The 21,079-nt window shown below is 65.2% G+C and carries 22 protein-coding genes; 6 read left to right on the top strand and 16 right to left on the bottom strand.

All coding sequences use genetic code 11. From position 1 onward, the window contains the following. Positions 1-8: 8 nt before the first annotated feature. From FHW64_RS06825 to FHW64_RS06775, 11 genes are read right to left on the bottom strand one after another with little or no spacing between them, the layout of a single operon-like run. On the bottom strand, positions 9-728 hold the full coding sequence (locus FHW64_RS06825) for an ABC transporter ATP-binding protein (protein ID WP_184524436.1): 720 nt from the start codon (positions 726-728) through the stop codon (positions 9-11). Continuing rightward, entirely contained in the window at positions 725-1,456 is a 732-nt protein-coding gene (locus FHW64_RS06820; protein WP_184524434.1) for an ABC transporter ATP-binding protein, read from the bottom strand. Before FHW64_RS06820 ends, FHW64_RS06825 begins: the two co-directional genes overlap by 4 nt. After that, positions 1,453-2,418, bottom strand: a complete 966-nt coding sequence (locus FHW64_RS06815; protein WP_184524432.1) for a branched-chain amino acid ABC transporter permease — start codon at positions 2,416-2,418, stop codon at positions 1,453-1,455. The genes FHW64_RS06820 and FHW64_RS06815 overlap by 4 nt, the downstream gene beginning before the upstream one ends. Further along, a complete protein-coding gene (locus FHW64_RS06810; protein ID WP_184524430.1) occupies positions 2,415-3,305 on the bottom strand; it encodes a branched-chain amino acid ABC transporter permease in 891 nt (296 codons plus the stop codon). Before FHW64_RS06810 ends, FHW64_RS06815 begins: the two co-directional genes overlap by 4 nt. After that, positions 3,306-4,505 carry an amino acid ABC transporter substrate-binding protein gene (locus FHW64_RS06805; protein ID WP_184524428.1) on the bottom strand — a complete coding sequence of 400 codons (1,200 nt, stop codon included), beginning with the start codon at positions 4,503-4,505 and terminating at the stop codon, positions 3,306-3,308. Beyond that, on the bottom strand, positions 4,506-5,375 hold the full coding sequence (locus FHW64_RS06800; RefSeq protein ID WP_184524426.1) for an alpha/beta hydrolase: 870 nt from the start codon (positions 5,373-5,375) through the stop codon (positions 4,506-4,508). Continuing rightward, complete coding sequence (locus FHW64_RS06795; RefSeq protein ID WP_221210230.1) at positions 5,372-7,708, bottom strand: xanthine dehydrogenase family protein molybdopterin-binding subunit; 2,337 nt, start codon at positions 7,706-7,708, stop codon at positions 5,372-5,374. Before FHW64_RS06795 ends, FHW64_RS06800 begins: the two co-directional genes overlap by 4 nt. Next, on the bottom strand, positions 7,705-8,190 hold the full coding sequence (locus FHW64_RS06790) for a (2Fe-2S)-binding protein (RefSeq protein WP_184524424.1): 486 nt from the start codon (positions 8,188-8,190) through the stop codon (positions 7,705-7,707). Before FHW64_RS06790 ends, FHW64_RS06795 begins: the two co-directional genes overlap by 4 nt. Beyond that, positions 8,187-9,038, bottom strand: a complete 852-nt coding sequence (locus tag FHW64_RS06785; protein WP_184524422.1) for a xanthine dehydrogenase family protein subunit M — start codon at positions 9,036-9,038, stop codon at positions 8,187-8,189. The genes FHW64_RS06790 and FHW64_RS06785 overlap by 4 nt, the downstream gene beginning before the upstream one ends. 10 nt (positions 9,039-9,048) lie before the next feature. Continuing rightward, a complete protein-coding gene (locus tag FHW64_RS06780) occupies positions 9,049-9,516 on the bottom strand; it encodes a CoxG family protein (RefSeq protein WP_184524420.1) in 468 nt (155 codons plus the stop codon). 16 nt (positions 9,517-9,532) lie between these two features. After that, positions 9,533-10,609 carry a 2,5-dihydroxypyridine 5,6-dioxygenase gene (locus FHW64_RS06775; RefSeq protein WP_184524418.1) on the bottom strand — a complete coding sequence of 359 codons (1,077 nt, stop codon included), beginning with the start codon at positions 10,607-10,609 and terminating at the stop codon, positions 9,533-9,535. A 133-nt stretch (positions 10,610-10,742) separates the two neighbouring features. Here FHW64_RS06775 and FHW64_RS06770 point away from each other — a divergent pair, with 133 nt between their 5' ends. Then, positions 10,743-11,384, top strand: a complete 642-nt coding sequence (locus tag FHW64_RS06770; RefSeq protein WP_184524416.1) for a TetR/AcrR family transcriptional regulator — start codon at positions 10,743-10,745, stop codon at positions 11,382-11,384. Positions 11,385-11,388: 4 nt separating this feature from the next. Here FHW64_RS06770 and FHW64_RS06765 read toward each other — a convergent pair whose 3' ends face one another. The 4 genes from FHW64_RS06765 to FHW64_RS06750 are packed head-to-tail and all read right to left on the bottom strand — an operon-like array spanning position 11,389 to position 15,574. Continuing rightward, the gene (locus tag FHW64_RS06765) at positions 11,389-12,573 is read right to left on the bottom strand and encodes an acetyl-CoA C-acyltransferase (protein ID WP_184524414.1); all 1,185 of its coding nucleotides are present in this window, start codon (positions 12,571-12,573) and stop codon (positions 11,389-11,391) included. Positions 12,574-12,597: 24 nt separating this feature from the next. Continuing rightward, a complete protein-coding gene (gene aceK / locus FHW64_RS06760; RefSeq protein WP_184524411.1) occupies positions 12,598-14,412 on the bottom strand; it encodes a bifunctional isocitrate dehydrogenase kinase/phosphatase in 1,815 nt (604 codons plus the stop codon). An 18-nt stretch (positions 14,413-14,430) separates the two neighbouring features. Further along, positions 14,431-15,135 (bottom strand): carbonate dehydratase, encoded by a 705-nt coding sequence (gene can, locus FHW64_RS06755; protein ID WP_184524409.1) that lies wholly within the window; start codon positions 15,133-15,135, stop codon positions 14,431-14,433. 43 nt (positions 15,136-15,178) lie between these two features. Further along, positions 15,179-15,574 carry a MerR family DNA-binding transcriptional regulator gene (locus FHW64_RS06750; protein WP_184524407.1) on the bottom strand — a complete coding sequence of 132 codons (396 nt, stop codon included), beginning with the start codon at positions 15,572-15,574 and terminating at the stop codon, positions 15,179-15,181. A 96-nt stretch (positions 15,575-15,670) separates the two neighbouring features. Between FHW64_RS06750 and FHW64_RS06745 the strand changes: the two genes are divergently transcribed. Genes FHW64_RS06745 through FHW64_RS06730 form a run of 4 tightly spaced genes read left to right on the top strand, consistent with a single transcriptional unit; the run spans position 15,671 to position 19,784 of the window. Continuing rightward, positions 15,671-16,732, top strand: a complete 1,062-nt coding sequence (locus FHW64_RS06745; RefSeq protein WP_184524405.1) for an MBL fold metallo-hydrolase — start codon at positions 15,671-15,673, stop codon at positions 16,730-16,732. Continuing rightward, complete coding sequence (locus FHW64_RS06740) at positions 16,729-18,051, top strand: leucine-rich repeat-containing protein kinase family protein (protein ID WP_184524403.1); 1,323 nt, start codon at positions 16,729-16,731, stop codon at positions 18,049-18,051. Before FHW64_RS06745 ends, FHW64_RS06740 begins: the two co-directional genes overlap by 4 nt. Continuing rightward, a complete protein-coding gene (locus FHW64_RS06735; protein WP_184524402.1) occupies positions 18,048-18,956 on the top strand; it encodes a pseudouridine synthase in 909 nt (302 codons plus the stop codon). The genes FHW64_RS06740 and FHW64_RS06735 overlap by 4 nt, the downstream gene beginning before the upstream one ends. Before the next feature lie 57 nt (positions 18,957-19,013). Then, on the top strand, positions 19,014-19,784 hold the full coding sequence (locus FHW64_RS06730; RefSeq protein WP_184524400.1) for an SDR family oxidoreductase: 771 nt from the start codon (positions 19,014-19,016) through the stop codon (positions 19,782-19,784). A 4-nt stretch (positions 19,785-19,788) separates the two neighbouring features. On the opposite strand, the gene FHW64_RS06725 is transcribed toward FHW64_RS06730, so the two are convergent. Further along, the gene (locus FHW64_RS06725; protein WP_184524398.1) at positions 19,789-20,676 is read right to left on the bottom strand and encodes an MBL fold metallo-hydrolase; all 888 of its coding nucleotides are present in this window, start codon (positions 20,674-20,676) and stop codon (positions 19,789-19,791) included. A gap of 85 nt (positions 20,677-20,761) precedes the next feature. Here FHW64_RS06725 and FHW64_RS06720 point away from each other — a divergent pair, with 85 nt between their 5' ends. Next, entirely contained in the window at positions 20,762-21,079 is a 318-nt protein-coding gene (locus FHW64_RS06720) for a metalloregulator ArsR/SmtB family transcription factor (protein ID WP_184524396.1), read from the top strand.

Here is a 21,079-nt window from a genome sequence, read left to right as displayed (position 1 = left end):
GATTTCTTTCAAAGACCGAGATAGGCCTGGCGGATGCGCGGATCGCCTGCGATCTCGGCGGCAGGACCCTCAGCAGCGACACGGCCGTTCTCGACCACGTAAGCATGCGTTGCGACGTCGAGCGTGCGATGCACATCCTGCTCAGCCAGCAGCAGGGTGAGCCCTTCGGCCGTCAGACGCCGAACCAGCGCGAAGATCTCGAGCGCCATCACCGGCGCAAGGCCCAGCGTGGGTTCGTCGAGCAGCATCAGCTTTGGCTCCGCCATCAGCCCGCGGCCGATCGCGAGCATCTGCTGCTCGCCGCCGGAAAGCGTCATCGCCTGCTGTGAACTGCGCTCGCGCAGGCGCGGAAAGATGTCGAACACCCGCTCGATGTTCTGCCTGAGGCGCGGACGCGCGCGCTGGTTGATGCCGCCGAGACGCAAGTTCTCGTGGACGCTGAGCGTCGGAAACACCATGCGGCCTTCGGGCACCAGCACGAGTCCCGACAGCACGCGCTTGTCGGCGGTGCTGCGGCCGATGTCTTCTCCAAGAAAGCGAAGCGCGCCGCCCTGCACCGGCAGCAGGCCGCAGAGGGTCTTCATCAGCGTGGTCTTGCCGGCGCCATTGGCACCGAGCAGCGCGGTCACGCCGCCTTGTCGCACCTCCAGCGAGAGGCCGTGCACGACGCGCGTCTGGCCGTAGCCGGCGACGAGGCGGTCCACTTCGAGAATGGGATTCGAGCTCATGCGTGCGCTCCGAAGTAGACCGACAGCACCTTCTCGTTGTCGCCGATCTGCGCGGGCGTGCCCTCGGCGATCAGCTCGCCGTGGTGCAGCACGACGATGTGGCCGCAGAGTTCCATCAGTGCGCGCATGACGTGCTCGATGACCAGCAGCGTCAGTCCGCGCGAAGCCTGGAGCCGGCGCAGCGTCTCCAGCATCTGCGCGACCTCGGTCGGCGTCAGCCCGGCCATCACCTCGTCCAGCAGCACCAGCCGTGCGCCGGTCGCGATGCAGCGCGCGATCTCCAGGCGCTTTTGCCCGGAGAGCGTCAGCGAAGACGCGGGGCGATGGGCCACGTTCGCAAGCCCGACTTCTTCAAGGACCTGCATGCACGCGGCATCCGCTTCGGATTCGCGCTTGAACTGCGCGTGGCCGAACATCGCACCGGTGCGGAGGTTCTCCAGCACGGTGAGCGACGGAAAGGGCTTGACGATCTGGAAGGTGCGCGCGACGCCGAGCCTGCAGACCTGATCGGGGCGCAGGCCGACGATCGGTTTGCCCTCGAACTCGATCTGACCCGCCGTGGGCCGCACGTTGCCTGCAATGAGTGCGAAGAGCGTGGTCTTGCCCGCGCCGTTGGCACCCATGACGCCGACGATTCGGCCAGCCTCGACATTGAAGGAGACGTTGTTCAGCGCCGTCAGGCCGCCGAAGCGCTTCCCCAGCCCGCGAACGGAAAGCAGCGCGCTCATGCCTTCACCCCCTCTTCCGCCGGTACACGCTCCGCACGCTTGCGTGCACGTGCCTCCGCGATGCCGACCAGCCCGTTGGGCAGCACCAGCACGAAGGTGATGAGGATCGCGCCGAGGATGATCATGTACAGCAGCGGCGCGTTGGCCCACAGCAGTTCCTGGATGAGGAACAGGAACACCACGCCGAGCACCGGCCCGCGCGCGTTGTCGCCGCCACCGAGGATCGCCATCGCGATCATGGTGATGGAGATCATCGGATCGAACACGCCGCCCACCACGAAGTAAGTGGAGCGCAGGGCCATCACAGCCCCGACCATGCCGGGGATCGCGGCCGAAAGCACGAAGGCCAGCAGCTTGAAGCGCACCACCGGCACGCCGAGCGTCTCGGCTGCTTCCTCGTTTTCGCGCAGCGAACGCAGACCATGGCCGAAGCGCGAGCGGCTGACCCAAGTCAGAAGCCCGGTCGCGAGCACTGCCAGCGCGAACATCGAGAAGTACACGACGATGAGGTCCGGCGTGCCGAAGAGGATCCGGCTCGCGGTGCCGCTCGCGGATTCGGCCGCGATGATGATGTACTTCACCAGCTCGGCGAGGCCGAAGGTCAGGATCACGAAGTACGGCCCGCGCACGCGCAGCACCGGCAGGCCGACGATGGCCGCAAACACCGCTGCAAGGAGGCCCGCACCGATCACGACGAGCGGGAAAGGCGCCTGCTGCCAGGTCACCACCATCAGGTAGGCACCGAGGCCGTAGAACACCACGTGGCCGAGCGAGACGTAGCCGGTCATCTTCGACAGCACGCACCAGCTTTGCGTGAGCGCGAGCCACATCAGCAGCGTGAGGCCGGTGCCGACGAGGTAGTCGTTGGCGACGAAGGGCAGCACCAGCATCGCGATGGTGCCGGCCGCCATCGCGGCGAGCCAACCGCTGGCGCCGCGGCGAGGATTGGTTTGTCGGTTCATCGCTTCGCCAGAAGGCCGTTGGGAAAGAGCAGCAATGCCGCGACGAAGCAGCCGTAGAGCAGCACCGAACGCAGGTTGGCCGATGTGAGCGCGACGCCGTAAGTCTCGATCACGCCGAGCAACAGCGCCGCCGCGAGGCCCGCCATCACATTGCCGAGACCACCGAGGATGATCACGATGAAGCCCGCGATGGTGAGCGGAAAGCCCGAGAACGGCGAGAACTGCTCCAGCATCGAGATGAGCGCACCCGCGAGCGCCGCGCTGCCGAAGCCGAGCGCGAAGCTGCCCCACTGCACGCGGTCCACGTCGACTCCCACCACGTACGCGGCTTCGCGCCGCTCGATCACCGCGCGCATCGCGAGGCCCGCCATGCTGCGGCCGAGGAAGAGCGCGATCGCGATGCAGGTCGTGCCCGCCACCGCCAGCGCGGCGATGCGGTTGCCGGTCATCGCGACATCGCCGACGTGCAGCACGTCATCGAGGTACTGGTAGGCACGGTTGTTCGGCGTGAAGACCATCGCCGCCACGTTCTGCAGGATGATCGACAGGCCGAAGAAGAGCAGCAGCGAGTTGCTCTCCATGCGGCCCGCGTTGGGCGAAGGCGCAGCAAGCAGCCGCCGGAACAGCCCCTTGTAGAGCACATAGCCCATCAGCGCGCCGAGACACGCCACCACGGGGGCAGCGATCAGCGGCGAGATGCCGAGCAGGCTGAACGCCCAGTAGGCCGCATACGCACCCAGCATCACGAGGTCGCCGTGCGCGACATTGAGCATCCGCATGGTCCCGTAGACCAGGTTGAGGCCCAACGCAACCAGCGCATAGAGCGATCCCGTGACGAGGGCCGCGAACAGCAGCTGCCCCGAGAGCAGCACGTCGAGAACGGACATTTACCAGGACTTCTTGGCCTCGTACTGCCCGGTCGCGATCGACTTGGGCCACACGATCTGCAGCTTGCCCTTCTGCGTCTGCACGAAGGCGGTCGGCGTGATCGTGTTCTGCACACCGTCGAACTTCACCTTGCCGTTGATGGTTTCGAAGGTGTCCTTGCTGATGGTGTCGCGGATCTTGGCCTTGTCGAGGCCGTCCTTCGCAACCGCCGTCTCGAGGATTTCCAGCGACATCCATGCAAGCGCGGAGTTCAGGTAGTCGGGGTCTTCGCCGAACTTCTTGACGTAGGCGTCATAGAAGGCCTGCGAGCCCTTCCATTCCGGACGCGGCGACCAGTGCGCGATGGTTATCACGTCTTCCGCCACCGACGGGCCGACCGCCTTCGCGAAGAAGGCATCGCTCGGGCCGATCGCGATGAACTGAACCGGGCTGGTGAGACCGAGCTCCTTGGCCTGCTTGGCATAGAGCACCGAGTCGCCCGGGTACGCGAGCGCGAGCACCGCGTCAGGATTGGCCTGCTTCACCTGCGTGAGGATCGAGGTCATGTCCTTGATGTCCGGCGGGTACTCGGTCGAGAGCTTGATCTCGATGCCGGCCTTCTTCAGTTCCGGTTCGAGGTAGTTCTTGATCTCTTTGGTGAAGGGCAGCACGTTGGCGATCACCACCGCCGACTTCACGTTGTTGGCCTTCAGCATCGCCGTCAGCTCTACGCCGATGCGGTCCGGGATCGCCGAGGTCGGGAACCAGATGTAGCCCGGCTTCACTTGCCGCAGCGACACCGACGCGGCCGTGTTGCCGACCATCGGGAACTTGAACTTCTCCAGCACCGGCGCGATGGCGATCTGGAATGGCGTGCCCCAGGGCGCCAGCAACAGGTCGACCTTGTCGTCGGTGATGAGCTTTTCATAGATGCGCACCGCCTGCTCGGGCTTGGACTGATCGTCGTAGGTGACGAACTCGACCTTGCGCTTCACGCCGCCGACATCCATGCCGCCGCGCGCGTTCACCTGCTCCTTCCACAACTCGTAGGTGTTGTTCTGCGACGGCGTGGCGTTCGCGAGCATGCCGGTGCGCGCCATCGAATAGCCGATGCGTATCGGCTTGTCGGCCTGCGCGAAAGTGGCCGGCGCGAAGACCATCGCGGCCAGCGCCGCGATGCTGCTCATGACCAACCTGCGATTCCATGTGGGACTTTGCATTTACGTTCTCCTGGTGTCGACGGAATGGGGTGATGCAGCGGTCTGCCGCATCCACGTTGCTGCGAGTGCCGGCCATCCCGCGGGATGTTCGCCACAGGCGACGCTGGCCTCGAAGTGGTCACAACCTTCGAGGATCTGGACTTGCACCGGCACGCCGGCGGCGCGCAGGGCCGCTTCCATCTGCTGCCCCTGTGCGACGAGGTGCGGGAAATCGCGGCTGCCGTAGGCCATGAGGAACGGCGGTGTTACTGCGCCGTCGAGACGAAGCAATGGCGATGCGGCTGCGTCGGTGCGCTCTTCATTGCCGGTGCCGAGGAATCGCGGACGCACCGACAGACCGCTGCCTTCGCCGAATCGATAGACGCCGGACACCGGAAGGCAACCGCGCAGCACATCGGCAGGGAGCGCCCGCGCCTTGCGCCATTCGTCGGTAACCGCGAGCAGCGCCGCGTAATGACCGCCTGCGGAGTGGCCTCCGACGAAGATGCGCTTCGGGTCGCCGCCTTCGGACGCGATCTTTCGCCACACCCAAGCCACTGCATCGGCCGCGTCGTCGAGGCCGGCCGGGAAGACGTGCTTCGGCGCCAGGCGATAACCGGCGCTGACCAGCGTCACGCCCTGCGCGGTCAGCGGAGGGGCCATGAAGTACATCCATTCCTTGTAGCCGCTGGTCCAGCCGCCGCCGTGGAAGAACACCAGCACGTCGCCCGTGGGCCGCTCGGGGCGGAATACCGTGAGCGTCTGGTACGGATCGTCGCCGTAGGCCGCTTCATGGCCGGATACGCCTTCGCCGAGCTTCAGGATGCGGTCCTGGTACGCCGCACCGAGCGGCGACAGCGGCTCCTGCGGCGGGTAGTGATCGAGCTTCACGATGCTGCCTCCTCGCCTTCCTGCGCCAGGAGCGCGTTCAGTACGCGCTCCGACGTCAGCGGCAACTGGTGCAGTCGCGCGCCGGTCGCTTGCGCGATGCCGTTCGCGATGGCCCCGGCAACACCGTTGATGCCGATCTCGCCCACGCTCTTCGCGCCGAACGGGCCACTGGGTTCGTTCGATTCGACGAGGTAGGCCTTCAGGCTCTCGGGCAGCTCCGCGAAGGTCGGGATCTTGTAGTCCATGAGGCTCGGGTTCGCGAGCCGTGCGCCGTCCCAGACCATCTCTTCAGTCAGCGCGTAGCCCATGCCCTGTACGAAGGCGCCTTCGATCTGCCCGGTCGCCATCGTCGGATTGATCGCGCGGCCGATGTCGCAGGCCGACCACGCGCGCACCACGCGCACCTTGCCGGTGAGTTCGTCGACTTCCACCTCGACCACCAGCGCGCCAAAGCTGTAGATGCCGATCTGCGGGAACGGCAGGCCCTGCACCACTGCGCGCTTGGGGTCCACCGTCTTCTGGTTGAACACCCAGCTGTGGGTGCCGATGATCGGCCCGCCCGCTGCCCAGTGGGCACGGCCCGAGATCTCGGCGAAGCTGACCGAACGCTGCTCGACGCCCTTGATCGCGACCCTGCCGCCCGGAAGCAACTCAAGGTCTTCGACCGAGCATTCGAGCATCTCGCTGGCCTGCTGCTTGAGCTTGTCTGCGACCTCTTCGGAGGCACCCACGACCGAGCGCCCGGCCACGTAGGTCACGCGGCTCGCGGTGGTGCCCCAGTTGTAGGGGGAGCCATCGGTGTCCGGGCTCGCGATGGCGACGCGGTCCACCGGCAGCTTGAGCGCCTCGGCGCACATCTGCGTAAGCACGGTGTTGGAGCCTTGCCCGATATCAACCGCGCCGGTGTTGAGCAGCACCGTGCCGTCTTCGAGCACGCGAACAATCGCGCCTGAAGCGAGCAGACCACTGATATGCGCAGTCAACGCCACGCCGAAGCCGCGGCGGCGGCCGGGCGCAGCGTCGGAGGGCACGGGCCAGCCCGATTCCTTCTGCACGATGTCAAGGCAATCCGCGAGGCCGTTGGAAAGAATCGGCTGGCCGCCGAACCATGGATCGCCATCGACCAGCATGTTCTTGCGGCGCAGCGCGATCGGATCCATGCCGAGCTTCTGCGCGACTTCGTCGAGTTGCGATTCCGACGCGAAGGTCACCTGCGGCACGCCGAAGCCGCGGAACGCGCCGAAGCGCAGCTTGTTGGTGTACGCCACACGGCCGTGCGCATGCACATGCGGGATGCGGTAGGGACCGCAGTTCATCAGCAGCGCATAGCCGAGCACGCCCGGGCTGTCGTCGCCGAATGCGCCTCCGTCGAGCAGCAGTTCGGTCTCGCGCGCGACGATCGTGCCGTCGCGCTTCACGCCGGTCTTCATGCGGATCGTGACCGGGTGGCGTGCACGGACCGCTTCGAAGTCCTCTTCGCGGCTCATGATCAGCTTGACCGGCTTGCGCGTCTTGAGCGCGAGCAGCACCACGGCCGGCTGCACGTGCGCTTCCATCTTGTTGCCGAAGCCCGCGCCGATGCGCGGCGTGAGGCAACGCAGCCGCGTCATCGGCAAGCCGAGCGATTCGCACACGCTCGCCTGCACGCGAAACACCGACTGGTTGGCGGACCACAGCGTGACGCGGCCCGCCGCATCTGCCTCGGCCAGTGCACCGCAGGGTTCGAGCGAAAGATGCGCCTGCGCCTGCGTCTGATAGTGGCCTTCGACCACCACGTCGCATTGGGCCCATGCACTGTCGATGTCGCCGGAACGGAAGGACGTGCGCGAGCACAGGTTGCCGTCGGTGCCCGAATCGAACACCTTGATGTAGGCGTCGGTGTTGTCGTGCACCAGCGCGGCGCCGGGTGCGAGCGCCTCTTCGGGGCTCAGCACCGCGGGCAGCTCTTCGTAGTCGACACGGATGAGCCTCGTCGCCTGCCGCGCGATGGCTTCCGTATCGGCAGCGACCGCCGCGACGATTTCCCCGACATAGCGCACCTTGCCCTTGGCGAAGGCTGGCTCGTCCTTGATGAACGCGCCCATCTTGTGCGCATCGTCGAGGTCGTCGCCCGTCACGATTGCGCGCACGCCGGGGAGCGCGAGCGCTTCGCTCAGGTCGTAGCCGCGAATGCGCGCATGCGCGTAGGGGCTCTGCAGGATCGCACCGTGCAGCATGCCGGGGCGATACAGGTCGGCGATGTACTGCGCGCGGCCGGTGAGTTTCTCGTCCGCTTCGAGCTGCGGAATGGCCTGGCCGACACCGCCGGGGATTTCGACGACGGCCGCGCTCACGATGCGACTCCTTCGCCTTGCAGCGCGTGTGCCGCAGTGCGCACCGCGTCGATGATCTTCACGTAGCCAGTACAGCGGCACAGGTTGCCGGAGAGCGCGGAGCGGATCGCCGCATCGTCCGGATCGGGGTTGCGCTGCAGCAGCGCACGCGCACTGACCAGCATGCCCGGCGTGCAGAAGCCGCACTGGAAGGCGCCCGAAGCCGCGAAAGCCGATTGGAGCGCGCGCATCTCAGGGCTGTCCTGAAGGCCTTCGAGTGTCTTCACATCGGCACTTTCGCAGTTGTGCGCGAGGCTCAGGCACGCGCGCATCGGCACCCCATCGACGCTGATGGTGCAGGCGCCGCAAACGCCCTGGTTGCAGCCGCGCTTAGCCGCCGTGAGTTGAAGGCGGTCGCGCAGCACGGTGAGCAGCGTGTCGTGCAGGCCCGCATCGACCTGCGCGCTCTCGCCGTTGACATGGAGAGTGATCGGGGAATTCATGCAGCGCTCCGGTGGGCGGCTTCGACGGTGCGCACGGCGCGCAGCAGGAGTCGGGGAATCAACTGGCGGCGGTAGTCCGCGCTGCCGCGAACGTCATCCAACGGATCGGCGTGCTCGACGAGGATCTGCGCGGCGCGGGTGATACCGGCATCGCTGCGATCGGAGGACAGGATTGCATCGGCTTCCGGATCGGAAAGCGGTGTCGGCCCGCATGCGCCTACCGCGACGCTCAGGCTTGCATCGCCATGAAGGCAGGCAGCGACCGATGCGGTCGCGTAGTCACCCGCCACGCGTGCGTGCTTCACATAGGTGCCTACGCCACCATCGTTGGCCGGCAGGTACACGGCGGTGACCATCTCGCCCGGCTCCAGCGCGGTGAGATACCAGTCCACGAAAAACTCGGAAGCCGGCAGCGTGCGTCGGCCTTCGGTGGATGCGATCTCGATCTCCGCCTTTGCGGCGACCAGCGCCGGCGGATAGTCGAGCCCCGGATCGGCGAACGAGATCGAGCCGCCGATGGTGCCCATGTTGCGCACCGTCGCATTGGCGATCTGCGATGCCGCATGCGGCACCACTGCACAACTGCCCAGTGGCAGCGTGCAAGCGGCCGTGTCGCGATGGCGCGTGAAGGCGCCGATGCGCACACGTCCGTCGGGCAAGGTGCTGATGCCCTTGATCTCGTCGATGTCCGCGAGACTCACCAGCGCAGCGGGTTCGAGCACGCGGGCGTTGAGCATTGCGACCAGCGTCGCGCCACCCGCGAGTGGCTTGGCTTCCGGGTCCTGCGCGAGCAGCGCCGTGGCTTCGGCGACGGTCTTCGGGCGATAAAGCCCCTGTAGCGTCGTCATCGTCGATCCTTCAGTGCTGCGCGGCCGGTGCGGCGCCGATCTGCTCGAGCTTGCGCTGCAGGTTGACCGCGAATTCGTCGCCCATGCTCTGCGCCTTCTTCTTCATCATGCCGAGCGCGAAGCGACCGAGACGGCCAGTCACCGAGACCTCGGAGCGGTAGTTGACCAGCGTGCCTTCGGGCGTGGGTTGCAGGCTGACCTGGCTGTCGGCCTGCAGGTTGCTGGCGTGGCCGCCTTCGTCGCCGCGCGTGACCGCCCAGACATTGCGGTCGTCGCGCTTGGTGATTTCGACCAGCAGGTCAAAGCGCGCCTTGATGCCCGCCATCGAGATGCCGACGACCGCGCGATAGCGGTCGGCATCGAGTGCTTCGAGCTTTTCGCAGCCGGGCAGGCACGAGGCCATCAGACCTGCGTCGAACAAATGAACCAGCAGCGTCTCGGGCGGCGCCGCGATGGGGAATTGACCTTCGATGAGCATGAAGCGCGTCTCCGGTTCAGCGCGCCACGCGCTCGACGATCATCTTCGGATCGACGACGCGGCCTTCTTTCACCACGACATTGCCGTCGAGCGAGATGGTGCAGTTGCGCATCGGCACGTCGTAGTGGCCGCGCGTGGTGCGCTTGCCGCCGCCCTGCGTGTTCGGTCCGGTCGAAAAGAGGAAGTTACCGGGGAAGCTGCGCGATGCTGCGCGGCTGCGCTCGGGCGCATCGCCGTAGAGCGCGAGCGAATCCCAGCGGCACTGCGGGTTCAGGCCCCAGCCCAGATGCGAGAGCGCATACGGGTCCTTGTCGTTCTCGCTGGTCTTGCCTTCGCCCAGCCACTCGCGCATCAGCGCAGCGTCGAGGCCGCCTTCGATGCTGACGATGTGACCGTCACGAATTTCAAGCTCGATCGCGTCCTGCACGTACCGGCAGTAAGGAAGGATCACCACATCCCCCGGAGCAATCACCACGCGGCCCTGCGCGCTGCCTTCGTTCGGGAAGGTGTGCAACAGCCCCACGCCCCAGTGGTCGAAGCGACCCGGCTCGTCGGCCATGCCGTACTGGCTCATCACCGGGTATTCGCCGCACTTGTAGGTGAGGTCGGTGCCCGCCTTGCTGGTCACGCGAACGTCGCGCGTCTTCTCATAGAGCTTGTGTGCGTGCACCACGGCTTCCTTGAGCCCCGGCGGCGATTGCAGCTGGTAGAGATCGTCCGGCGCGTCGATGATCATCTGCACGCGCACGCCCTTGGCCTGCACGTCGCGCAGCCACTTCGAGAAGAGCGGGACGTGGAAGATGAGCACCATGTCCACCGCCATCAGCGCTTCGAGCGTGCCCTTGCACTTGCCGATGGTGGGCACGCCGACGCTGGTCCATCCGGGGATGGCGTTGACGCACATCTCGTAGATGTCGAAGCCGATCTCCTGCGACGCCGCGAAGGCGGCCTGGATGTATTCGCGGCGTGTGCCGAGGTCGCTCACGATCGCGACGGTCTGGCCGGGACCGACACGGCAGAGTTCGAATTGCTTGCGGAAGAGAGAGGTGAGCTTCGCAGGGTTCAGCTCTTGGGTGCGGATCGCTGATTGCATCGTCTGGTTTCCTGATCTGTGTCAAAACCTGGGGCTGAAAACTACTTTAGGAGTCAAGCTAATCCGTGTCAATAGCGAATACCATTCATTTTTGAGAGAATGGATCCGTCTCCGAACAAACCCCAAGCCCACCATGTCCCAGCGAAAAAAAGAAGGCGTTCGCGAAGCCATCCTCGAGGCGGCGTTCCGGCTGTTCTCGGCACAGAGCTACATCGAGACCTCCATCCCCGCGATCGCGCGCGAGGCCGACATCTCGACCGCCAACGTGTACGTCTACTTCAGCTCGAAGCTCGACATCCTCTACACGCTGTACGAGCCGTGGCTCAATGAAAGGCTGGAGAAGCTGGACCGCTCCCTGAAGCGCGTCGCTTCGCCGGAAGCGCGGCTGGAGAGGCTGCTGGTGGCCCTTTGGCGCGATCTCCCGCGCGAGACCAACGGCTTTGCCAAGAACATCATGCAGGCGCTCTCCACCACCGGCGGCGGCGATTCCTACAGCCCGCATCTGCGCGAGCTGTTCCAGTCGCGCGTCGCGAAGTGGATCGAAAGCTGCCTTTCCGTTTCACCGGCGGAAAGCGATGTCATCGCGGGAGTCGTGCTGATGGCTTTCGACGGCTTCGCAATGAACGTGCACCTCGACCACGGCATGGCATGCGACGCCAAGACCGCCCGCCTCTTCAGCCGGATGCTGGGCGGTGCCCACGCGGAAGAGCGAAAAGAAAAAAGGCCCGCACCGTCACACGACGATGCGGGCCGCGGCCGTCACGGGGCCGCTTAAAACATCACACCAGTTCGATCGCGACGGCGGTGCCTTCGCCGCCGCCGATGCACAGCGTCGCGACGCCGCGCTTCTTGCCGCGCTGCTGCAGTGCGTGGATCAAGGTCACCATGATGCGCGCACCGCTCGCGCCGATCGGGTGACCGAGCGCGCAGGCACCGCCATTCACGTTGACGATGTCATGCGCCACCGACAGTTCGTGCATCAGCGCCATCGGCACCACGGCGAAGGCTTCGTTGACTTCCCAGAGGTCCACGTCCTTCACGCCCCAGCCGGTCTTCTTGAACAGCTTGGCGACTGCGCCGACCGGTGCAGTAGAGAACCACTCCGGCTGCTGCGCGTGCGTGGTGTGCGCGACGAGGCGCGCGATCGGCTTCGCGCCGTACTTCTTCGCGGTGCTCTCGGTCATCATCACCAACGCAGCAGCGCCGTCGTTGATCGACGAGCTCGATGCAGCGGTGATGGTGCCGCCGTCCTTCTTGAATGCGGGCTTGAGCGTCGGAATCTTGTCGACCTTGACCTTGCCCGGACCTTCATCGATTTCGATCACCGTCTCGCCGCCGCGGCCCTTGACGGTCACCGCCGCGATCTCAGCCTTGAAGGCGCCCGACGTCGTCGCGGCCTTCGCGCGCTCGACACTGGCGATCGCGAATGCATCCTGCTGCTCGCGCGTGAACTTGTACTTGGCCGCGCAGTCCTCGCCGAAGGTACCCATCGAGCGGCCCGGCTGGTAGGCGTCTTCCAGGCCGTCGAGCATCATGTGGTCGAAGATGCGGTCATGGCCCATGCGGTAGCCGCCACGGCCCTTGAGCATGAGGTACGGCGCGTTCGTCATGCTTTCCATGCCGCCGGCCACCATCACTTCGTGCGTGCCCGCGAGCAGCATGTCGTGCGCCATCATGGCGGCCTTCATGGCCGAGCCGCACATCTTGCTGAGCGTGACCGCACCCGCGCTGTCAGGCAGGCCGCCCTTGTAGGCCGCCTGCCGCGCTGGTGCCTGGCCCTGGCCTGCCATCAGGCAGTTGCCGAAGAGCACTTCGCCCACGCTGTCGGCGCTGATGCCCGCGCGTTCGACAGCGGCCTTGATCGCCACGCCGCCAAGGTCATGCGCAGCAAGAGAAGAAAAATCGCCCTGGAAGCCGCCCATCGGGGTACGGGCGGCGCCGACGATCACGATCGATTCGCTCATGGAAATTGCTCCTTCAGATAGTTGTCAGAAATAGGGTGCGTGGCCTTCGTGCTTGAAACGCTGGGCCTCGTCATAGGGAAAGACATCGAGCATCTGCCCCGCCTGGATGCGCTCCTTGTGGCTCTGCCAGAAGGCCGCATCGAGCAGGTCCGCGTGATGGGCCATGAAGGCCTCACGCACCGCGGGGTTGCCCAGAAGAAAAGGGCCGAAGGTCTCGGGGAAGACGTCCTTGGGCCCGACCGCGTACCAGACCTCGCCGCTCATCTCTTCTTCCTCGGTGCGAGGCGCCGGCACCTTGCGGAAATTGCAGTCGGTGAGGTATTCGATCTCGTCGTAGTCGTAGAACACGACTTTGCCGCCGCGTGTCACGCCGAAGTTCTTCCACAGCATGTCGCCCGGAAAGATGTTCGCGGCCACCATGTCCTTGATCGCATTGCCGTACTCGACCACCGCATGCTCCAGCTGCTTGCTCGCGCGGTGGGCATGCTCGGGCTGGTCGAGCAGGTCAAACGCCTCCTGCAGGTAGATGTTGAGCGGAATCATGCGCCGCTCGATGTAGCAGTGCTTGACCACCACTTCCATCTCCCCGTTGCCGTCGCGGTCGCCAATCTCGAGCTGGCTGGGCGCGAACCGCTTGATCTCTTCGATCAACGCCGGCTCGAAGCGGTCGAGCGGGAAGCCGACGTTGCTGTACTCCAGCGTGTCGGCCATACGGCCCACGCGGTCGTGCTGCTTCACCAGCATGTACTTGCCCTTGATCTGCTCGCGCGTGGTGTCCTTCTGCGGCGGATAGTAGTCGCGGATGACCTTGAACACGTACGGAAACGACGGCAGGTCGAACACCAGCATCACCATGCCCTTGATGCCGGGCGCGCTTCGGAACTTGTCGCTCGAATAGTTCAGGTGCGAGAGAAAGTCGCGATAGAAGAGCGTCTTGCCCTGCTTGGCGAGCCCGAGCGCGTTGTAGATCTCGGCGCGCGGCTTGCGCGGCATCAGCGAGCGCAGGAACTGCACATAGGCCGAAGGCACTTCCATGTCGACCATGAAGTACGCGCGCGCAAAGCTGAAGAGCATCTGCAGGTCTTCCTCGCCGAAGAGCACCGCGTCGATGTAGAACTTGTTGTCCGTGTTGTGCAGGATCGGCAGCGCAAAGGGCAGTTCGGTGAAGCCGTTGATGATCTTGCCGACCACATACGCGCCCTTGTTGCGATAGAAGAGCCCCGACAGCACCTGCAACTGGAAGTTGGCGCGCAGCTTGACCTGATGGAAGCGGCCAAGGATCGCTGTCGCCACGCGGCCGGCATCGCGCTCCATGCTGGCGTAGCCACGGCCCTGCAGGCGGTAGTCCAGCAGCATCGACTGGATCATCGCGGTCAGCGATTCCGGCGTCGGGTAGTAGGCGCGATAGGTCGGTGCATCGCGCGGTTCGATGTACTCGGTGCTGATTGCCGGCCGCACGAAGATGAAGTCGTTCTGGAAGTACGCGCGATGCAGGATCTTGGTCGTGACCGAATTGAAAAAGGTCTCGGCCAGTTCCGGCTGGTGATGGTTCACCAGCAAGCCGATGAAGTGCAGCTTGATCTGATGCCACACCTCCATCGGCTGGTCGCCGGCCTTGAATTCCTTTTCGAGCCGCACCACCGCCTCGCCGACTCGCAGGTCGTAGAACTCGATACGCTCCCGCTGCGCCCGCTGCTGGCCATGCCAGTCGGCGGTCTCGAAACGATGCTTGGCTCGCGCCGATTCGGCCCGGAACAGCCGGTAGTGCCGGTCGAACCCGTCCCGCATCGCCTTGGCGATGTCATAAGCCAGCGGCGAATCGAGGCGCTGCGGGAACATGGGGCCTCGCGCGGCGGATTACTTGATGTATTCCGATGCGCCGTTCTCAACCGCCGGCTTGCTCCATTTGTGGCGGATGCGCTGCACGGCGGCGCGGTAGAGGTTTTCCATCGGCTTGGTGCCGTCGACGGTGATCTCCAGGTCTTGAATCAGCCCGTCGTGCACGCCGAAGGCCCAGCCGTGGATCGTGACCGCCTGGCCACGGCCCCATGCGTCCTGCATCACGGTGCTGACGGCGACGTTGACCACCTGCTCCGCCACGTTCAGTTCGCACAGCGCATTGGCGCGGGCGGCCTCGGGCAGCGTGTCGAGCATCACGTGATGGCGGTCGCGCACGTCCTGGATGTGGCGCAGCCAGTTGTCCGCAATGCCGATGCGCGCACCTTCCAGCGCAGCCTGCACGCCCGAGCAGCCATAGTGGCCGACCACCATGATGTGCTGCACCTTGAGCCGCTCCACCGCGAACTGGATCGCCGAGAGCGCGTTGAGATCCGAATGCACCACGATGTTCGCGACATTGCGATGCACGAACACTTCGCCCGGCTCCAGGCCGGTGATCTGGTTCGCCGGCACGCGGCTGTCGGAACAGCCGATCCACATGTACTTGGGCGTCTGCTGCTTCACCAGGCTGGAGAAGAAGCCGGGACGGTCGCGTTCCATGCGCGCGGACCAGGCGCGGTTGTGGGCGAACAGGTCTTCGAGGTTGTCGGATGAGTTTTCCATGTGTGCCTTGTCTTGGTGATGGGTGGTGGGGATGGGCGGAGGTTCAGCGCACCTTCGGCTTCTCGGCGCGCGCGAGTGCAGCGCGCGCCTTTTTCTCCTGAGCGCGGATCTCGTCGATATTGGCCTGGAGGTCCGTCAATTGCGATTCGAGCTGCTGCCGGTGATTGCCAAGCACGCCCAGGAAGCGCTGCAACTGTGCCGCGGTATCGCGCGGACTGTCGTACATGTCGAGGATGTCCTTCACCTCGGTCAGCGTCAGCCCCAGCCGCTTGGCGCGCAGCGTCAGCGTCAGCCGGGTGCGGTCGCGCGCGCTGTAGATGCGCTGCAGACCGGCGCGCTCGGGCGAGAGCAAGCCCATGTCCTCATAGAAGCGGATCGCCCGCGTGGTGAGGTCGAACTCTTTCGCGAGCTCGCCGATGGTGAAGGTTTGTGACGGCATGTAATCCGGGTGGGAACGAGTGCGACAGCACGATCGGGACGCACTGCCTACAATGATGGCTCCTTGCCATGACGTTTACGTTAACGTCAATCGTACATGAACCTCCTCGAACGCGAACTCAAATACCCCCTCGGTGACACTTTGCCAGCCCCCGGCGAGGCGATCGACGTGGCTCCCGGCGTGCGCTGGATCCGCATGGCGCTCCCCTTTGCGCTCGACCACATCAACCTCTGGCTGCTACGCGACAACATCGATGGCGTCGAAGGCTGGTCGGTGGTCGACACCTGCATTTCGCACGACGCCGCGCGCGCGCAGTGGGAACAGATCTTCAAGACGCAACTGGAAGGCCTGCCCATCCTGCGCGTCATCGTCACCCACATGCACCCCGACCACATCGGGCTCGCCGACTGGCTGTGCACGCGCTGGAAGGCGCCGCTGTGGATCAGCTCGACCGACTACCACGTCGCGCGCGTGCTCACCACGGCGGGCGACACGCTCGCCGGCGGTGACGCAGCAGCCGATTTCTTCGCGATGCACGGCCTCGTCGATCCGGAGTCCGTTGCCCAGATCCGCGCACGAACGAGCTACTACGCCAACATGGTGCCCGCCGTGCCGCCGAGGTTCGTGCGCATGCTGGACGGCGACATCGTGAAGATCGGCGGTCGCGAATGGCGCTGCATCAGCGGCTACGGCCACGCGCCGGAACACATCGCGCTCTACTGCGAAGAACTCAACACGCTGCTCGGCGGCGACATGATGCTGCCGCGCATCTCGACCAACGTCAGCGTGCACGCGGGCGAGCCCGAAGCCAATTCGCTGAAGCTCTTCCTCGACAGCATCGAGCGCTTCAAGGAACTGCCGGTGGATGTGCTGGGCCTGCCATCGCACGGCAAGCCCTTCACCGGCGTGCATCGCCGTGTTGAGCAGCTCAAGGAGCACCACCGCGACCGGCTCGCCGAACTGCTCGAAGCCTGCGTGGCCAAGCCCCTCAGCGCGGCCGAGGGGCTGCCGATCCTCTTCAAGCGCGCGCTCGACCTGCACCAGATGACTTTCGCGATGGGCGAAACCGTCGCGCACCTGCACATGCTGTGGTTCTCGGGCCAGCTGCAACGCCGGCGTGGCGAAGACGGCATCTATCGCTTCGGCATCTTCAAATGAGCACGCTGGACCAGCTCCGCGCTGGCCAGTTGGCCGGAACGCGGCGGCTGGACCTCCGCGGCAGCGGGCTCACCGAAGTTCCGCGCGAAGTCTTCGACCTCGCGGCTACGCTGGAGATACTGGATCTTTCCGGCAATGCGTTGCGTGCGCTGCCGGATGACCTGCGTCGGCTCGCGCAACTGCGCGTGCTGTTCTGCTCCGACAACCCCTTCACCGAAGTGCCGGTTGCGTTGGGGCGATGCGCCCGGCTCGACATGGTCGCCTTCAAGGCCAACCGCATCCGCAGCGTGCCGGCCGAATCGTTGCCACCGCAGTTGCGCTGGTTGATCCTCACAGACAACCAGATCGAATCGCTGCCGGCCGAACTGGGCAAGCGCCCGCGCCTGCAGAAGCTGATGCTCGCGGGGAACAAGCTGCGTGCACTGCCACCCGAGATGGTTGCTTGTCAGGCGCTCGAACTGGTCCGCATCTCCGCCAACGAGTTCGACGCGCTGCCCGCATGGCTGCTCGCGCTTCCTCGCCTCTCCTGGCTGGCCTTCTCGGGCAATCCGTTCGATGAAGGCCCGGAAGTCGCGGCGATGAATGCGGTGCCGACGGAAGCCGTTCCGTGGCAACAGATTTCGCTTCGACACAAGCTCGGCGAAGGCGCATCCGGCGTGATCCGTCAGGCCGACTGGCAGCGCCCGGACGGAAGCACCCAAGCCGTCGCGGTCAAGCTCTTCAAGGGCGAAGTCACCAGCGACGGTTGGCCGCACAGCGAGATGGCTGCGTGCATTGCGGCCGACAGGCATCCGAACCTCATTGAAGTGCTGGGCCGCATCCATGACCATCCCGAAGGCACGCCGGGCCTGGTGTTGAAGCTGGTCGATCCATCGTTTCGCAACCTGGCGGGGCCGCCGAGCCTCGAATCGTGCACGCGCGATGTGTATGCGGATGACGCTCGCTGGTCCTTTGCAACCGCATGGCGCATGGCGAGCGGCATCGCCTCGGCGGTCGCGCAGCTGCACGATCACGGCATCGTCCACGGCGACCTGTACGCGCACAACATGCTCTGGAATGGCAAGGGCGATGTGATGCTCGGCGACTTCGGCGCTGCGTGCTTCCTGCCGCGCGACGACGAGGCGACCAGCCGCACGCTCGAACGCATCGAGGCGCGCGCCTTCGGGTGCCTGCTCGAAGAGCTTCTGGCGCATTGCGAACCCGCTGCGGAAGATGAAGCGCGCCACAAGCTGCTCACGCAACTCCAGGTGCGTTGCATGGACGCGAACATCGCCGCCCGTCCCGCCTTCTCCGAGATCGCTTCGCTGCTCTCAGCATGACCCAGCGCCCATTGCCGCTCCCCGTGCGAGACGGCGTCGGCCCGAGCTGCGCGGCGCTGCCTGCTGGCGACTGGCCGACCGTGCTCGACTACTTCGCGCATCGCTTCACCGCCGTCACGCGCGCGCAGTGGCAAGCCCGGATGGGCGCCGGCGAGGTCGTCGACGAGCACGGCGTGCCCATCACGGAAACCCGGCGCTTCGAGCCGAACCTGCGCATCTACTACTACCGCTACCTCGATTCCGAGCCCCATGTGCCGTTCGAGGAGCAGGTTCTCTTCCGCGACGAACATCTGCTTGCGGTCGACAAGCCGCACTTTCTCTCGATCTCGCCGGTGGGCAAGTACGTGCAGGAGACGCTGCTGGTGCGCCTCAAACGCAAACTGGGCATCGACGACCTTGTGCCGTTGCACCGCATCGACCGCGAGACGGCTGGCGTCGTGCTCTTCTCGGTGCAGCGCGCCAGCCGGGGGCCCTACGTGCAGCTCTTTGCCGAACGCACGATCGAGAAGCGCTACGAAGCGATCGTCCATCGCCCCGCAGACTTCGCGCCGCCCGGCGTGCGCCGTAGCCGGCTCGAAGACGACACCCATTTCATGCGCATGCGCGAAGTGCCTGGAGAGCCCAACTCCGAGACGCACATCGAAGTAATCGACACCGGTGCGGACTGGGCGCATCTGTCGCTCTCACCCGTCACCGGCCGGCGGCACCAGTTGCGAGTGCATTGCCATGCGCTCGGCATGCCGATCCTGAACGACGCCATCTATCCGGTGCTGCGCCCCGAAGGCACCGACGACTACGAGCGCCCGCTGCAACTGCTGGCGCGCGAAGTGCGGTTTCGCGACCCGCTCAGCGGCGCGGAGCGCTTCTTCGCCAGCAACCGGTCGCTCGTACTGCCGCCAAGGTGACGCGGTTCTCTGGCGTGCCGCACTAAGCTTGCGGCAGCCTAATCAGGAGACAACCGCATGGACACCACCCAACTCTTCTCGCTCAAGGGCCGCACCGCCCTCATCACCGGCGGCTCGCGCGGCATCGGCCGCATGATTGCCGAAGGCTTCCTGGCGCAGGGCGCGCGCGTCTACATCTCGGCCCGCAAGGCCGACGCCTGCGACCAGACCGCCAAGGAGCTTTCTGCCTTCGGCCACTGCGTTTCGCTGCCGGCGGATGTGTCCACGCTCGAAGGCGCACAGGCGCTCGTCGATGCCTACGCCAAGCATGAAGACAAGCTCGACATCCTCGTCAACAACGCCGGCGCCGCCTGGGGCGCGCCGTACGACGAGTTCCCGGAAAGCGGCTGGGACAAGGTCGTCGACCTCAACCTGAAGACGCCCTTCTTCCTGACCAAGGCGCTCACGCCGATGCTCAAGAAGGCGACCACCGATCACCTCGCGAAGGTGATCAACATCGCGTCGATCGACGGCATTTCGATCAACCCGCAGGAAACGTATTCGTACGCTGCGAGCAAAGCGGGCCTGATCCAGCTCACCCGCCGCATGGCACTGCGCCTCGCGCAAGATCGCATCGTCGTCAGCGCGATCGCCCCGGGCGCCTTCGCGTCGAGCATGAACAAGGAAGCGCGCGACCACGCCGACGAGATCAAGGGCCATATCCCCGCCGGCCGTATCGGCGAGCCGGAAGACATGGCCGGCGCGGCGATCTATCTCGCATCGCGCGCTGGGGACTACGTGATGGGTTCGACCCTGATCGTTGATGGCGGCGTGACGCACGCGCGCTGAAGCCTCAGGTCACCGGCGTGTGAACGGGCAGCGCATTCAACGGAATGCGCAGATACGCCACGCCGTTCTCGTCCGCGGGCGGCAGTTGCCCTGCCCGCACGTTCACCTGAATCGAAGGAAGGATCAGCGTTGGCACATCGAGCGTTGCATCGCGCGCGGTGCGCATCGCGACGAATGCGTCTTCGCTGATGCCGTCATGCACATGGATGTTGTGCGCGCGCTGTTCGGCAACCGTCGTTTGCCAACGCGGTGCTCGCGTGGCGGGCGGATAGTCATGGCAGACGTACATCGTCGTCTGCTCCGGTAGCGACAGCAGACGCCGGATCGAGGCATGGAGTTGGCGCGCATCGCCACCAGGGAAGTCCGCGCGCGCAGTGCCGACATCCGGCATGAAGAGCGTGTCGCCGACAAAGACCGAACCGTCGACGAGATAGGCCATGTCCGCAGGCGTATGGCCGGGCACGAGCAACGCCTTCGCTTCGGTTTCGCCGATCCTGAACACCTCGCCGTCCTTGAAGAGATGGTCGAACTGGCTGCCGTCCGGCAGGAAGCTGCGTTCGAAGTTGAAGAGCTTCTTGAATGTCGCCTGCACCGCGCGGATGTTCTCGCCGATGGCGATGCGGCCGCCCACCTTGGACTGGATGTAGCGCGCCCCCGAGAGGTGGTCTGCGTGCGCATGGGTTTCGAGGATCCACTCGACTTGCAGCCCCTCGCTGCGAACGTAGTCCAGCAGGGCATCGGCCGATGCAGTGCTTGTGTGGCCTGACTTGAAGTCGTAGTCGAGCACCGGATCGATGATCGCCGCGCAGTGCGTGGCGTGGTCCCACACGACATACGAGACAGTCCAGGTGCGCGGATCGAAGAAACCTTGGGTGGTGGTGCGGGTCGACATTGCTGCTCTCCGTGAAGGGGTGATGCTCACTTCATTGACTTACATTATATGTTTTCACATAATATTAAGTTCAATGCCAAGACCCATGAAGCGACCTCCCACCATCGACCCCGAACGCCTGCGCGCCGCCGCCGGCAGTGCGGTCGGCGCCCTCAAGGTGCTGGCCAATGAAGACCGCCTCCTGCTGCTGTGCCAGTTGTCGCAAGGCGAGATGTGCGTGAGTGAACTCGAAGAGACGCTCGGCATTCGACAGCCGACGCTGTCGCAGCAACTCGGCGTGCTGCGCAACGAAGGCGTGGTCGACACGCGGCGCGAAGGCAAGAACGTCTACTACAGCGTGGCCGAGCCGGCGCTGCTCGAAATCCTCGCGGTGCTCTACCGCATCTACTGCCCCAAGGAGTAA

This window comes from Variovorax sp. Sphag1AA (assembly GCF_014192575.1).
GTDB lineage: Bacteria > Pseudomonadota > Gammaproteobacteria > Burkholderiales > Burkholderiaceae_C > Variovorax.
This window is presented reverse-complemented; position numbering and strand designations above follow the sequence as displayed.